Origin of the sequence: Exiguobacterium profundum (assembly GCF_042652865.1) — a bacterium.
Lineage (GTDB): Bacteria > Bacillota > Bacilli > Exiguobacteriales > Exiguobacteriaceae > Exiguobacterium > Exiguobacterium profundum.
The window spans coordinates 1,338,503-1,352,770 of the sequence record NZ_JBHSHG010000001.1 but is presented as its reverse complement, the minus strand read 5'-3'; the positions used below and the strand labels follow the sequence as shown (position 1 = coordinate 1,352,770).

The following is a 14,268-nucleotide window of genomic DNA, read 5'->3' as shown; positions in this document are numbered from 1 at the left end:
GGGGACTCGATGAGCTTTGCCTCAGATGTGAAGAAAGAATTGACACAACTCGAAGTGACCGACACGGAAGCGAAAGCGGAACTGTCGGCACTCGTTCGGATGAACGGGGTCATCTCGCTCGCCCTTGGACGAGGTATGACCTTAGATGTCTCGACGGAGAACGCCTCGATCGCCCGGCGGATTTACTCGTTGATGAAACGCCTTTACGACCATCCGTTAGACTTGTTCGTACGGAAGAAAATGCGTTTGAAAAAGAACAACGTCTACATCGTCCGAGTGTCACAGCATGCGGAAACGATGCTTCGGGATCTTGAGATCCTCGGAGAGAATTACGAGATGATTCGGACACTGAACTCGGATATGACGGGGGACGAGAACTTAGCGCGCGCTTACTTGCGTGGCGCCTTCCTCGCAGGCGGGTCAATCAACCATCCGAAAACGTCCTCGTACCACCTCGAAATCTATAGCTTGTACGAAAACCATAACCAGGCACTACGTGATTTGGCGAACCGGTTTGAGTTGAATGCGAAGACGCTCGAACGGAAAAAAGGGCATATCCTGTATATGAAAGAAAGTGAAAAGATTTCGGACTTCCTCAAGTTGATCGGGGCGACCCGGGGTATGTTGGAGTTCGAAGACGCACGAATCATCAAAGATATGCGAAACTCCGTCAACCGTCTCGTCAACTGTGAGACGGCCAACTTGAACAAGACGGTCGGTGCGGCATTGCGCCAAGTCGAGAACATCAAGTTCTTGGAACGGACGGTCGGACTCGACGTCTTACCGAAAAAATTGCGGGAAATCGCCGAACTGCGCGTCACGCATCAAGACGTCTCGTTACAGGAGCTCGGGGAGATGCTCGAGTCCGGTCCGATCTCGAAATCAGGAATCAACCATAGACTTCGTAAAATTGACCAGATTGCCGAGCGCGTGCGCAGCGGCGATGAGATCGCATCCTCGTGATGCGGTTGCGCCAAAACCATTCTTCCTATATAATAAGCAATTGTGTATAGGTTTTATGAAAAGCGAGTAAAAGGAGCTTCATCATTATGTCGAATGAAAAGAAAAGATTATCGCTCACGATTGACGCTAAGCTCGACCAAGTCATCACAGAGCGTGCTAAAGAAATCGGAATTCCGAAAAGTGCACTCGTCACGTTCGCTACAAGCCTCTTCTTGAACCAGCTTCGTGCGGAAGAGTTGTTGAACGGGGACAAGAACGCAATCTACGAAGTCATTCGTAAAGACTACGAGTTGCTCACGAGCGTAAAGAATCTAGATAACTAAGTGAAAGGTTGACTCCGGTCAGCCTTTTTTAGTTGCATCTCTTTCAGAAATTTGGAATAGTGGTGATAATGAATTGGAACGGAGGTCGATCAAATGGGTCAAATCTTACTCATCCTACTACTACAACTAATCTACGTTCCGGTGTTAACGCTCCGGACGATCATGCTCGTGAAAGGGAAGACCGTCATCGCCGGTCTATTCGGAACGTTAGAAACGCTAATCTATATTTTTGCGCTCGGCATCGTGTTCCAGGATCTGACGACGGTCGGTATGATCGTGTATGCGGTCGGCTTCGGGCTCGGAATCTTACTTGGCGGTTTCGTCGAACGAAAACTCGCCATCGGTTACAACATGATTCAAGTCCATACGAAAGAATATCCAGCGGAACTCATCCAACAGATGCGTGACAACGGATATGGAGTTACGCATTATCAAGGGCAAGGACGTGACGGGGTCCGTTACCGTCTTGACGTATTGGCGGCCCGTACCCGGATGAAAGAACTGCGTGAACTCGTCGAGAAGCATGAACCGAAAGCGTTCCTCGTCGCATTTGACCCAATCGACTTCAAAGGCGGTTATATGATGAAAGGACTGCGTCGCCCGAAATGACGCACAAGACTCACGAAAGTGGGTCTTTTTTTGTTAGAGTAGGGATTTTATCTCGTGACAGGGAACTAGTGAAGAAAGGAGATGAGACCGTGAAACGAAATCGACGTGTGTGGATGATCTTACTGTTTGTACTTGTCGGGGCGGGAATCGTTTATTTCGCCATGACCTTATTTGGGGATGGAGAGGACAGTGTCAAGCCGCCGCTTCCAACGATTCGGGTTGGTTCGGTATCGGCAGAAGTGGAACAATCGACGTACTGTTGGGAGACCGGCAATCAAGCGACATGCGCCGATTACGGACTACCGGAAGCGGACGATCTTCAACTGATCACTGTCAAACCGGGAGACCGGATCGATGTCGTCTATCATGCAGAACCGATGACATCGAGTTTCAATCGAATCGAGGATGGAGAACTCGTCTCTTCCGAACTCGTCGTTCCGGATGAGCCGGGCATCTATCTCTATGAAGTCGGCGGAGAGTGGTCGCAAGGAGATAGCCGATACGTCTTCGGTGTCCGGGTCCCTGAAAACTAATGATTGACCTGCCTCTAAGGGGCGACTGTACAGTGAAAGTAGGAGGTGGGGAAACCGTGATTCCAATCGGAAGAGTCGCCCATGTGACCGGATTGTCGGTCAAGGCGATCAAATTTTATGAAGCGCGCGGATTGGTCCGCCCGACGCGGACCGAGAATCAGTATCGAATGTACGGGATGGAAGAGATTCGACGGTTAAGTGAAATCAAACGATTACGTCAAATTGGACTCCGTCTAGAACAAATTCAATCGGGTCTACCGGTTGATACATTACTAGAAACACGATTGGATGAAGTCCAGGCAGAAATCGAACGACTTCATCGAATCGAGAGGCAGATTCGATTGATGCAATCAGGAGGGAACGACATGAAGATTCGATATGAGATGTTGAATGAAGCCATTTCCGTCTATGGATATGGTGGTACGTTAGAGGAGATCCCGAACATGTGGGCCAAGCTTCAACCAGAATTGACGACAGACGAGTCGTACGGGGTCTGTCTCCCGCAGGAGAACGGTTATGTCGCGGGGATGACGAAGCCGGTGTCGGGAGAAAGTGCGCGAAGTGTCGAACTGACGAAAGGGAACTATATCGTCGCGACGGTGGAGGGAGGCATCCCGATGATTCCGTCTACGTATGAGCAGCTAGTAAACGTTCCAGACGTGACGCTACGAGACGCGGTCGACTTCGAGCGCTATATTCACGGGCAAGGTGGAGCGGACGACATCATTGAGATTTGGATGCCCATCGAATAGAAAAAAGAACGCATCCATCGATGCGTTCTTTTTTAGAGGAAATGATGGAGATGTAACGTATTTTTAGCTTGCTCCGGAGTGAGATGGAAGGCGTGCTCAGTAGCGTCCTCTAGTAAACTCTGTTCAATTGGCTCTAATTCATATGTGTAAATCCCATCCTCGAAGTCGGGAGTTCCGATGATGTTGACAGGAATCGGTTGGTCCTGCGATTTCATCAGAATGGAGAACTGTAAAAAATCGTTCGGCGGTAAAAACAAGGTCGTATATAATTTGAACGACTTACGATCTTCCATTGACACTAGAGCAGGTGCTCGACCCAAATCGGACGTGAACGATTGGATGCGAGAAAAAATCATTTGAACGGGAATCAGCATCGTATGGCCCTCGAGTGAACTCACTTCCGTCGGAGGCAAATACGTTTGATCAAGGAGACGAATCATCTGCTCGCTCTCGACCGGTGGACTGAAGAGATAACCTTGGATCGTTTGGACACCATGGTCCCGCAACCAATTCAAATCACGGAAACATTCTACACCTTCGACGACGATATCCATGCCAAATTCTTTTGCGATATACATCAAGCTACGGACGATGGCTTGTGATTTCACATTTTGATGGATGCCGTGTGCGAAAATTCGGTCGATCTTCATGATTTGGATATTATAATCCTGTACGTACGCGAGTGAAGAATAACCGGTACCGAAGTCGTCAAATGACACGGTGATGCCGAATGCATTCAATGTCTCAAACACGGACTTCATTCGATCTCGGTTCTCCAATAGCGTCGATTCTGGAATTTCGATTTCTAAATAATGAGGTAGGATGTTGTGTCTCGTATAGGATTGTTGAAGTTGTTGCATGTAGTTATCTAGATAGAAATAGGAAGCCGGGATGTTTATTGAAATCGGGATGCATGTCGGTAGGTGATTCATAAATCGACAGACTTCCTCGATTAAAAAGTCCGTCAATTCCACAATCTGTTGGTTGTGCTCAATCAACGGAATAAATTCAGCAGGCGAGATAGGTCCCCAAGTTGGATGTGTCCAGCGCATCAGTGCCTCAGCGCCAACAATTTCACCGGTCCACGCATGGACTTTCGGTTGATAGACAACAAACAGCTCCCTATTTTTGATGGCGGTGCGTAAATCATTGATCAACGTATAGCGACGCAAGGATGGCAAGTCAACGCTCGATGAATAGAACGCCAGATTGGAATGTCCCTGTGTGTAAGCGTGATTTGTCACCTGAACGGTATGGGCAATCAGTTCGTTCGCTGTCATCCCGTCATGTGGGGAGCGACAGACACCGACGGAAACGTGTGGGAAGATTTCATACTCACTGATGCTGTAAGCGCGTTCGGACAAGGTGGTCAACTTTTCACCGAAACGCCGGACTCTCTCATCGGTCCAATAACTAGGAATCACGATGCAATATAAATCTTCATGAATGACAGCTAATAAGGCATCATCAGGAACGTAAGGTTGGAGCGTGCCGATCGTTACGGCATTCCATTCATCTGCTAATTCAAAGCCTAGTGTTTGTTTGACCTCCGCATAGTGGTTGAAGGAAATTCCAATCATCGTGACGGATTGCGCCTCTTCTAATAGTTCTTCGATATGTGTCTTTAACGTATCTCGATTGGCAATTCCCGTAATCGGGTCCACTGTCCGTAATGTGGTGATTTCTTGCTCCTGTTCTTGCAGTCGCGTAATATTTTTCAAATAGGAACGGTAACCGGTTACATTTTTATTCTGATCCCAGATAGGTTCACGCTTTTCTTCCACCCACTTCAATTCATCCTTTACATAAACACGATATATGTAAGTAGCGGATTCTCCTTGTAACGTCTCATGACGTGATGAGGTGAGTCGTTCCAAATCTTCTGGATGAAGAAACTGCTTCCAAAATTCGAGCGTGATATCAGAAGGCTCAATCTCAAATCCAATCATACGGAATAGGCCAGGAGAAACGTGTTGGAACGTATCGCTCTGAAAATCAAACTCCATCATCCCGGCTTCGATAAACTGATTGAATTTCTCAATCTTCTCATTGTCAGTTTGGTAGACCGATTGATCCATCACCGCGCATGTAAGTAGTTTTCGATCCATAGATAAATGGCTACGTACAACATAATGGTGGTATTGCGATTCTTCTAAATGAAAGATTCGAACAACAGACTCCCGCATCTCAATCTCAGGGTCGATCATCAACTCACCAAGAATCTTTAAATACACATTTAAATCATCTGGGTGGAGTAACTGTTTGAAGAGTAGCGGTGTATGTGTATCCGATGAAATAGTGCTAAGTCCGAACATATCTTTCAATGATCCAAATGTCTCGAAATAGTGAGTCTCTAAATTGAACTCAAAGAGGGCGAGACCGTGAATGTCGCCGAAGACTTGACGATAAGCATCAAAGCGCATGCGTTCTTGTGCGAGCTCATTTTCATATGTTCGCTCTATCACCGAGAACACCAAGGTAATCTCAGGGTGAACAGAAATAGGGACGGGCATCAATTGAAATAGACGATTCGACGGTTGAAGACGAACTTGAATCCCATCGTGTAACGAAGTTATGGATTCCGCAAAAGGGTCCAATTCGTTTGACAGTATTTCAACAAATTCTTCGATGGATTCTGAAAGCAACTTTTCGAACGAAGGGTTGACGAACCAAATTTCATCATCTTTAGTAAGAGCACATATGGCTTCAGGTGAATGCATCCAATATTCCGGTAATGAAGCATGATTATCCGAATCATCAAACGGAATAATTGAACTGAAATGTAATAATTTTTTCAAAATAAACCTCCCGATTTGGTCTAAATTATCTATATATTCCTATTTATTATAGGTCTCTTATTCAGAAAATAGGGTCAATATCTTTTTAACTTGCAGGTTTCAGAAGTCAATAAAAAAGACACACATCCAATTAGGATTGTGTGTCTTTCGGAAAATTAACGTGTCATGACTTTGTCGATGAGACCGTAGTCTTTCGCTTGGTCAGCTGCCATGAAGTAGTCACGCTCTGTATCGCGCTCGATGACTTCAAGTGGCTGTCCAGTGTTTTCTGCCATGATTTGGTTCAACTTCTCGCGCATCTTGATAATGCGTTCTGCGTGAATCTTGATGTCTGACGCTTGGCCTTGTGTGCCGCCGAGCGGTTGGTGAATCATGATTTCTGCGTTCGGTAATGCGAAGCGTTTTCCTTTTTCACCGGCTTGGAGCAAGAAGGCACCCATCGATGCAGCCATTCCGATACAAATCGTCGACACGTTCGGCTTGATGAAGTTCATCGTGTCATAGATCGCCATACCCGCTGTGATCGAACCACCTGGGCTGTTGATGTAGAGTGAGATGTCCTTTTCTGGGTCCTCAGCCGCAAGGAAGAGGAGCTGTGCGACGATTGAGTTCGCGACGTTGTCGTCAATCGCACTTCCGAGAAGGATGATGCGGTCTTTAAGCAAGCGTGAGTAGATGTCATACGCGCGCTCCCCACGGCCTGTCTGTTCGATAACTGTTGGAATTAACATTGAATCTGCCTCCTTTATGTAGGTTGTAATTTCATCATACCTGTATAGTCAATGATGGTCAAACGATAGTCATTGTTTTTCACCTATTCCACGATTTTCTTATCGTGAAACGAAAAAGAGGCCAGGCAATCTGCCTGACCTCTACATCTGATACACCCGGAGAGATTCGAACTCCCGACACCTGGCACCGGAAACCAGTGCTCTATCCCCTGAGCTACGGGTGCATATCTGTGACACGAATTTATTATACATTTGTTTTATTGAAAAAGCAATCCTGTTCACATAGCTTTTTTGAGCGCGACGGAAGCGGGTTCGATACAATAGAAAAGAGGGGGGAGAACGATGCAACGGCAGGAGCAAAAACAAATCCAGCAACAACAGATGACGCAAGACCTCGTGCAGCGGTTACCGGTCCTTGAGGCGGACCGTCTTGCGCTCGCATTCCGGCTTGCGCGTCTTGCACGACATAACACGAACATTCAAATCGGGAGCGGGAGCATCGATTGGATTGCAGATGCGGCGAGCTCGTTTGAGGAGAAGCTGTTCACACAGATTTATGAGGGTAGCGGCAGTGAGGATGAGAAAGCGTTGCGACGACAACTCGTCCTCTTGCTCGACCATCGGGGATTATTGCCGGATGCGAATGAGGTGTTGGCGACACGACTCGGTGTCGACGTCACTCGAATCGAACAGGCGAGGCAGGCGCTTTTATTTCTTGAACCGACGGGGATCGGGGCGAGAACAGAACGGGAGTGTCAATATCGACATGCGATCGAACATGAGGACCCTCGCATCGTCGATGTATTCGAAGCGATTGAGAGTGGGGTGAGTCCTCAACAGATGACGACTGCTCTTGCTATTTCAGAGGAGGAATTGGCAAGACTCGAACGAATCGTCGCGACACTTCCGAAACGTCCTCTATTATATGAAGAAACGGGTCACGTGTTTCCGGAAGTCGAGGTACGCTATGAAGAGGGGACACTCGTCACGACGTGGCTTAGTCCGGAACTCGACGAGACGCGTGTCGGGAATGACCGTGAGGCGAAATGGTGGATGACGTCCCTTTCGATGCGGAACGAAACGCTGCGTGAGATTTGGTCAATCATTGAAGCACGTCAGACCGAGTGGCTCAAAGGGGAACTTGTCCTTAATCCGTTGACCCGACGTACGGTCGCGCAGCTCATCGGAAAACATGAATCGACGGTCGGACGAGCCATCCAAGGGAAGTTCGCCAAGACCGAGAGTGGCATCATGGAATGGCGACACTTTTTTGTTCGGTCTACAAGTCGCGGGCATTCGCCATTTATGATTAAACGGGCACTCGCAGAACTGATTCAACGAGAGAAGGCACCACAAAGTGATCAGGCGCTTGCGAATGAATTGATTCGATACGGTTATCAAGTGACCCGGCGGACGGTGACTAACTATCGGGAAGAGCTTGGATTCGGTAATTCGCGCGAGCGCGAGCGACAGGTATGGAAGGGATGACGAAAATGAAACTTACTTTATATAAACGTGACAATTGCTCACTATGTGACGAGGCGGTCGTCATGCTCGAATGGTTACAGGAAGATTACCCGATTGAACTCGAACAGATCGACATCACCGGGGATGAGGTGCTCGAGGCAAAGTACCTCTTTGAAATCCCCGTTCTCATACATGAAGGTGTAGTCATCAGTCAAGGGCGATATGATGACAACAAAGTTGAAGATTTTGTTAAGTATACGCTTACATCGAAAAAAAACGTTTGAAGGGGTTGCCAGACGGAAAAGTGATTGATAAGATGAACTCGTAGCGGTGGGACGCAAATAAAAAAGTGGGACAAAAGTTGTCCACACTGAAAGTCGAGGGGGTATGAGCATGATCCAGCAACTGATTCACGTTCAGAAGCAAATTGTCCCTGACCTGCTCGATACGCTCCGACATCGTTACGATATCTTACATTATGTCCGCTTGATGCAGCCGATTGGCCGCAGGACACTCGCAACGAGCTTGGGACTGACCGAACGGGTACTCAGACGAGAAGTCGACTTTTTGAAAGATCAAGGTCTTCTTTACGTCGCTACTCAAGGAATTTCCCTCAGTGAGACGGGACGAAACGTCTTACGAGACTTGCACGAGATCATGGGTGAACTTCTTGGGATCTCAGAAGTGGCAAGAGAGCTCGAAGAGAAATTAGGGGTTCGCCAAGTCGTCATCGTACCGGGTGACTCGGATGAGACATTCTGGGTCCAACGCGATATCGGACGGGCGGCGGTCACGCAACTAAAAGCGCGGCTCGCACCGGATGATAATGTGATTGCGGTAACGGGAGGAACGACGATGGCATCGGTCGCGGCGATGATGTCGCCCGATAAAAAAGAACGCCCGATGCATTTCGTGCCCGCACGCGGAGGTCTCGGCGAAACGCTTGAACTTCAGGCGAACACCGTCTGTTCACGCATGGCGGACCGGGCCCACGCAGACTATCATCTTCTACATATTCCGGATGAAGTATCACAAGAAACGTTCGACCGGATGGTGGAGGAACCTAGCATTAAAAATGTGTTGGAAATGATTAGAGCGGCGCGAATTGTGGTACATGGAATTGGTGAGGCAGAAACGATGGCAAAGCGCCGTCACGCATCACCGGAGCATTTGCGGATGATTGAACGGCATGACGCCGTCGCCGAGGCATTCGGATATTATTTCAATGCTGAAGGTGAGATCGTCCATCGCGTCAAGACGGTTGGAATCCAACTCGAAGAGCTGGATGACATGGATGCCGTCATCGCGGTTGCCGGAGGAAAATCGAAGGCACAGGCAATCGCCGCTTATGCGAAACACACGTCGAACATCATCCTCGTCACAGACGAAGGTGCGGCGAAAGAATTATTAACTTGTTATTAAAGAGTTGACCCCCCGTTGGCTCTTCAATAAATAGCTTCTACCCTAAGGAGGAAATTAACATGGCAGTAAAAGTTGGTATTAACGGATTTGGACGTATCGGTCGTTTGGCATTCCGCGAGATCATCAAAAACGAAGGAATCGAAGTTGTTGCAATCAACGACTTGACAGACACGAAGATGCTTGCGCACCTTCTCAAGTATGACACGACTCAAGGTCGTTTCGACGGAGAAGTTGAAGTACACGACGATCACTTCCTCGTAAACGGAGAGAAAGTTATCACGCTTGCTAACCGTAACCCTGAAGAACTTCCATGGGGAGACCTCGGTGTAGACATCGTTCTCGAATGTACTGGATTCTTCACTTCAAAAGAAAAAGCTGAGCTTCACTTGAAAGCTGGCGCGAAGAAAGTTGTTATCTCGGCTCCTGCTACAGGTGACATGAAAACTGTTGTTTACAACACAAACCACGACATCCTCGATGGTACTGAAACAGTTATCTCAGGTGCTTCTTGTACAACAAACTGCTTGGCGCCAATGGCTAAAGTACTTCAAGACCAGTTCGGAATCGTTGAAGGTCTCATGACGACAATCCACGCTTACACTGGCGACCAAAACACGCTTGACGCTCCACACCCGAAAGGTGACTTCCGTCGTGCGCGTGCAGCTGCAGCGAACATCGTTCCTAACACAACAGGTGCTGCGAAAGCAATCGGTCTCGTAATCCCTGAACTTCAAGGAAAACTTGACGGTGCTGCACAACGTGTACCAGTTGCTACAGGTTCACTCACTGAGCTCGTAACTGTACTTGACAAGCAAGTATCTGTTGACGAAGTAAACGCAGCAATGAAAGCAGCAGCGAACGAGTCATTCGGTTACACTGAAGACGAAATCGTTTCTTCTGACATCGTTGGAATCACATACGGTTCACTCTTCGACGCGACTCAAACGAAAGTCATGACAGTTGGCGACAAGCAACTCGTTAAAACAGTTTCTTGGTACGACAACGAAATGTCTTACACTGCACAATTGGTTCGCACAGTTAAGCACTTCGCTAACATCGCGAAGTAATTTCGTGAACTAAATAGAATCAAATAGGAGCGGAAACAAGAGATTGTTCTCCGCTCTATTTATGAAATGACACGCACGACATATGGAGGCGAAAGTTATGAACAAACAGTCTATTCGTGACATCGATGTAAAAGGGAAACGCGTCTTTTGCCGCGTTGACTTCAACGTTCCACTCAAAGATGGCGTCATCCAAGACGAAACTCGGATCCAAGCCGCACTTCCAACGATCAAGCACTTGCTTGACGGTGGTGCGAAACTCGTCCTTGCGAGCCACCTCGGCCGTCCAAAAGGCGAGAAGAACCCTGAGTTCTCACTTGCTCCAGTAGCGAAGCGTCTCGCTGAACTCCTCGGAAAAGATGTACCGCTCGTCGAAGAAGCATACGGTCCGGTCGCAGAAGAAGCGGTCGCTAACCTCTCTGAAGGCGATGTCGTCGTTTTAGAGAACGTTCGTTTCTACCCAGGTGAAACGAAAAACGACCCTGAACTTGCAAAAGGATTCGCAGCACTTGCTGACGTATACGTCAACGACGCGTTCGGCGCGGCTCACCGTGCACACGCTTCAACTGAAGGGATTGCGCACCACGTGGACACAGCCGTTGCTGGTCTCTTGATGGAAAAAGAACTTGAAGTTCTCGGTAAAGCTCTTTCAAACCCAGACCGTCCGTTCACGGCGATTATCGGCGGGTCGAAAGTAGCGGATAAGATTGGGGTCATCGACCACCTTCTTGACATCGTTGACACACTCATCATCGGTGGCGGACTCTCGTACACGTTCTCGAAAGCACTCGGGCACGAAGTCGGAACGTCACTCCTTGAAGAGGATAAGCTTGACCTCGCTCGTCAATTCATGAAGAAAGCAGAAGACAAAGGCGTGAAATTCTTGATGCCTGTCGACTGCGTCATCACAAAAGAATTCGGCGAAGAAACGTATGTCGGCCCAGTCGATATCGACTCGATCCCAGCGGATCACATGGGTCTCGATATCGGACCGAAGACAGTCGAACTTTACGCGGACGCGATTCGCGAATCGAAACTTGTCGTATGGAACGGACCGATGGGCGTATTCGAACTCGATAAATACGCAAACGGAACGAAAGGTGTCGCTCAAGCGCTTGCAGACAGCGATGCATACTCAATCATCGGTGGTGGTGACTCAGCAGCTGCGGCAGCCAAGTTTGGTCTTGCTGACAAGATGAGTCACATCTCAACTGGTGGCGGCGCGTCACTCGAATTCATGGAAGGCAAAAAACTTCCAGGTGTCGAGGCGTTGAACGACAAGTAATTTAGAGGAGGGTTATCGATGCGTAAACCGATTATTGCAGGTAACTGGAAAATGAACAAAACACTCTCGGAAGCTGTTGCTTTCGTTGAGGAAGTGAAAAACAACATCCCATCTACTGACAAAGTAGATGCAGCGATTGGTGCTCCAGCACTTTTCCTCGCACCAATGGTAGAAGCAGCTAAAGGGTCAAACTTGAAGCTCGGTGCACAAAACATGTACGACAAAGATAGCGGTGCCTACACTGGCGAAATCAGCCCAGTGATGGTCGCTGACCTCGGCGTGACTTACGTCATCCTCGGTCACTCAGAACGTCGCGAGTACTTCGGTGAGTCGGATGCGTTCATCAACAGCAAAACGAAAAAAGCGTTCGAACACGGTCTTACGCCAATCGTTTGTGTCGGTGAAACACTCGAGGAGCGCGAAGGCGACAAGTTCGAAGAAGTCATCAAAACACAAGTCGAAGGCGGTCTCGCTGACCTTTCTGCTGACCAAGTCAAACAACTCGTCATTGCGTATGAGCCAGTTTGGGCAATCGGTACAGGGAAATCAGCGGACGAAGCAGACGCACAAAGCTCTTGTAAATATGTTCGCGACGTGGTGAAAGGTCTTTACGGTGAAGACGTAGCGGCTGCAGTACGCATCCAGTACGGTGGATCTGTAAAACCAGAGAACATCAAAGAGTATATGGCACAGGAAGATATCGACGGCGCACTCGTCGGCGGTGCTTCACTTGAAGCCGCTTCGTTCCTCAAATTGTTGGAGGCGATTTAAATGGCTAGACCAGTCGCACTCATCATTTTAGATGGTTTCGGGATGCGTGACGAATCGTTCGGAAACGCAGTCATGGCTGCGAACAAACCGAACTTCGATCGCTACTGGGAGCAGTATCCACATACGCTCTTAAACGCAAAAGGCGAGTACGTCGGTCTTCCGGAAGGACAGATGGGGAACTCAGAAGTCGGTCACTTGAACATCGGTGCCGGCCGAGTCGTCTATCAGTCACTCTCACGCGTGAACAACGCAATCAAAGACCGTTCGTTATTCGACCGTCAGGCGATGAACCATTTGGCAGGTCATGTGAAGAAACATGATTCGAGCCTCCATATCATGGGTCTCGTATCAGATGGCGGGATTCACTCGCACATCAATCACATGTTTGCCATCGTTGAGTTCGCAAAACTCCACGGCATCGAAAAAGTGTACATTCACGCGTTCACGGACGGTCGTGACTGTGATCCGAAATCAGGAGCTGGTTTCCTCAAGGAAACAGAAGAAAAGCTTGCTGAACTCGGTGTCGGTCAAGTCGCTAGCGTGTCTGGTCGCTACTATGCCATGGACCGCGACAACCGTTGGGAGCGCGTCGAGAAAGTATACGACGTCCTCGTAAACGGTAAAGGCGAAGTTGGCACGGATCCAGTCGAAGTTCTCCAGAAGTCTTACGAGAACGATTTGACGGATGAGTTTGTGTTACCAACTGTCATCGAAAAAGATGGCAAGCCGGTCGCGACAATCCAGGACAACGATGCCATCATGTTCTTCAACTTCCGACCGGACCGGGCGATCCAACTCGCAAAAGTGTTCAAAGAGAAAACAGGCTTCAAAGGCTTCGAACTCTCAAGCAAACATCCAGAGAACATCTTGCTCGTCTCGATGACAAAGTTCTCGGATGAGGTCGACACGGATATCGTCTTCCCACCGGAAGATTTGAAAAACACACTCGGGGAAACACTCTCTGCGCAAGGATACAAACAACTCCGTGCCGCAGAAACAGAGAAATACCCACACGTCACGTTCTTCTTGAACGGACAAAAAGAACAACCATTTGAAGGTGAGGATCGTCTCCTTGTCCCTTCACCGAAAGTCGCGACGTACGACTTGCAACCAGAAATGAGCGCATATGAGCTCACGGACGGTTTGCTCGAGCGTATCGAGTCAGATGAGTATGATGCATACATCATCAACTTCGCAAACCCGGATATGGTTGGTCACTCAGGGAAGCTTGAGCCGACGAAGAAAGCGATCGAAGCGGTCGACGAATGCCTCGGTAAAGTAGTGGACGCATTACTTGCTAAAGGTGGAGCGGCCATCATCACAGCGGACCACGGGAACGCGGACATCGTCACGAACCCGGATGGCTCGCCGATGACGGCGCACACGACGGAACCTGTTCCATGTATCGTCACAAAAGAGGGAGTCGAACTGAAACCAGTTCTCGAAGGCGCGCTTTGCGACCTCGCCCCAACGCTTCTTCACCTTCTCGGTGGAGAGCAACCAGCTGAAATGACTGGTTCGTCAATCGTTACAAAATAATACAACTATTT

At 48.5% G+C, this 14,268-nt stretch carries 14 protein-coding genes and 1 tRNA gene; 12 read left to right on the top strand and 3 right to left on the bottom strand.

From position 1 onward, the window contains the following. Nucleotides 1-9: 9 nt before the first annotated feature. The 5 genes from whiA to ACFO4U_RS06940 all read left to right on the top strand — a co-directional run bounded on the left by whiA (nucleotide 10) and on the right by ACFO4U_RS06940 (nucleotide 3,180). Nucleotides 10-963, top strand: coding sequence for a DNA-binding protein WhiA (gene whiA, locus ACFO4U_RS06960; protein WP_159562637.1), 954 nt, complete (start codon nucleotides 10-12; stop codon nucleotides 961-963). An 86-nt stretch (nucleotides 964-1,049) separates the two neighbouring features. Further along, a complete protein-coding gene (locus tag ACFO4U_RS06955) occupies nucleotides 1,050-1,286 on the top strand; it encodes a hypothetical protein (protein ID WP_012726920.1) in 237 nt (78 codons plus the stop codon). A 93-nt stretch (nucleotides 1,287-1,379) separates the two neighbouring features. Beyond that, nucleotides 1,380-1,895 carry a DUF2179 domain-containing protein gene (locus ACFO4U_RS06950; RefSeq protein ID WP_012726919.1) on the top strand — a complete coding sequence of 172 codons (516 nt, stop codon included), beginning with the start codon at nucleotides 1,380-1,382 and terminating at the stop codon, nucleotides 1,893-1,895. An 89-nt stretch (nucleotides 1,896-1,984) separates the two neighbouring features. Continuing rightward, nucleotides 1,985-2,428, top strand: a complete 444-nt coding sequence (locus tag ACFO4U_RS06945; protein ID WP_236548933.1) for a hypothetical protein — start codon at nucleotides 1,985-1,987, stop codon at nucleotides 2,426-2,428. A 56-nt stretch (nucleotides 2,429-2,484) separates the two neighbouring features. Then, nucleotides 2,485-3,180 (top strand): MerR family transcriptional regulator, encoded by a 696-nt coding sequence (locus ACFO4U_RS06940; protein WP_159562635.1) that lies wholly within the window; start codon nucleotides 2,485-2,487, stop codon nucleotides 3,178-3,180. A 32-nt stretch (nucleotides 3,181-3,212) separates the two neighbouring features. Here the strand turns inward: ACFO4U_RS06940 and ACFO4U_RS06935 are convergent, their stop codons facing one another. The 3 genes from ACFO4U_RS06935 to ACFO4U_RS06925 all read right to left on the bottom strand — a co-directional run bounded on the left by ACFO4U_RS06935 (nucleotide 3,213) and on the right by ACFO4U_RS06925 (nucleotide 6,933). After that, nucleotides 3,213-5,978 (bottom strand): putative bifunctional diguanylate cyclase/phosphodiesterase, encoded by a 2,766-nt coding sequence (locus tag ACFO4U_RS06935; RefSeq protein ID WP_215243770.1) that lies wholly within the window; start codon nucleotides 5,976-5,978, stop codon nucleotides 3,213-3,215. A 155-nt stretch (nucleotides 5,979-6,133) separates the two neighbouring features. After that, on the bottom strand, nucleotides 6,134-6,709 hold the full coding sequence (gene clpP, locus ACFO4U_RS06930; protein WP_012726916.1) for an ATP-dependent Clp endopeptidase proteolytic subunit ClpP: 576 nt from the start codon (nucleotides 6,707-6,709) through the stop codon (nucleotides 6,134-6,136). Nucleotides 6,710-6,860: 151 nt separating this feature from the next. Beyond that, nucleotides 6,861-6,933: transfer RNA gene (locus ACFO4U_RS06925), tRNA-Arg, on the bottom strand. Nucleotides 6,934-7,051: 118 nt separating this feature from the next. Between ACFO4U_RS06925 and ACFO4U_RS06920 the strand changes: the two genes are divergently transcribed. The 7 genes from ACFO4U_RS06920 to gpmI all read left to right on the top strand — a co-directional run bounded on the left by ACFO4U_RS06920 (nucleotide 7,052) and on the right by gpmI (nucleotide 14,257). Further along, on the top strand, nucleotides 7,052-8,197 hold the full coding sequence (locus ACFO4U_RS06920; RefSeq protein WP_215243771.1) for an RNA polymerase factor sigma-54: 1,146 nt from the start codon (nucleotides 7,052-7,054) through the stop codon (nucleotides 8,195-8,197). A 5-nt stretch (nucleotides 8,198-8,202) separates the two neighbouring features. Then, entirely contained in the window at nucleotides 8,203-8,460 is a 258-nt protein-coding gene (locus tag ACFO4U_RS06915; RefSeq protein ID WP_230872831.1) for a glutaredoxin family protein, read from the top strand. Between the two features lie 109 nt (nucleotides 8,461-8,569). Next, nucleotides 8,570-9,598 carry a sugar-binding transcriptional regulator gene (locus ACFO4U_RS06910; RefSeq protein WP_084543053.1) on the top strand — a complete coding sequence of 343 codons (1,029 nt, stop codon included), beginning with the start codon at nucleotides 8,570-8,572 and terminating at the stop codon, nucleotides 9,596-9,598. 59 nt (nucleotides 9,599-9,657) lie between these two features. Then, on the top strand, nucleotides 9,658-10,665 hold the full coding sequence (gene gap, locus ACFO4U_RS06905; protein ID WP_012726912.1) for a type I glyceraldehyde-3-phosphate dehydrogenase: 1,008 nt from the start codon (nucleotides 9,658-9,660) through the stop codon (nucleotides 10,663-10,665). Nucleotides 10,666-10,762: 97 nt separating this feature from the next. Then, a complete protein-coding gene (locus tag ACFO4U_RS06900; protein WP_074036297.1) occupies nucleotides 10,763-11,947 on the top strand; it encodes a phosphoglycerate kinase in 1,185 nt (394 codons plus the stop codon). An 18-nt stretch (nucleotides 11,948-11,965) separates the two neighbouring features. Further along, complete coding sequence (tpiA, locus tag ACFO4U_RS06895; protein ID WP_078147302.1) at nucleotides 11,966-12,718, top strand: triose-phosphate isomerase; 753 nt, start codon at nucleotides 11,966-11,968, stop codon at nucleotides 12,716-12,718. Next, the gene (gene gpmI, locus ACFO4U_RS06890) at nucleotides 12,719-14,257 is read left to right on the top strand and encodes a 2,3-bisphosphoglycerate-independent phosphoglycerate mutase (RefSeq protein WP_214690655.1); all 1,539 of its coding nucleotides are present in this window, start codon (nucleotides 12,719-12,721) and stop codon (nucleotides 14,255-14,257) included. The last annotated feature ends 11 nt before the right edge of the window (nucleotides 14,258-14,268 follow it).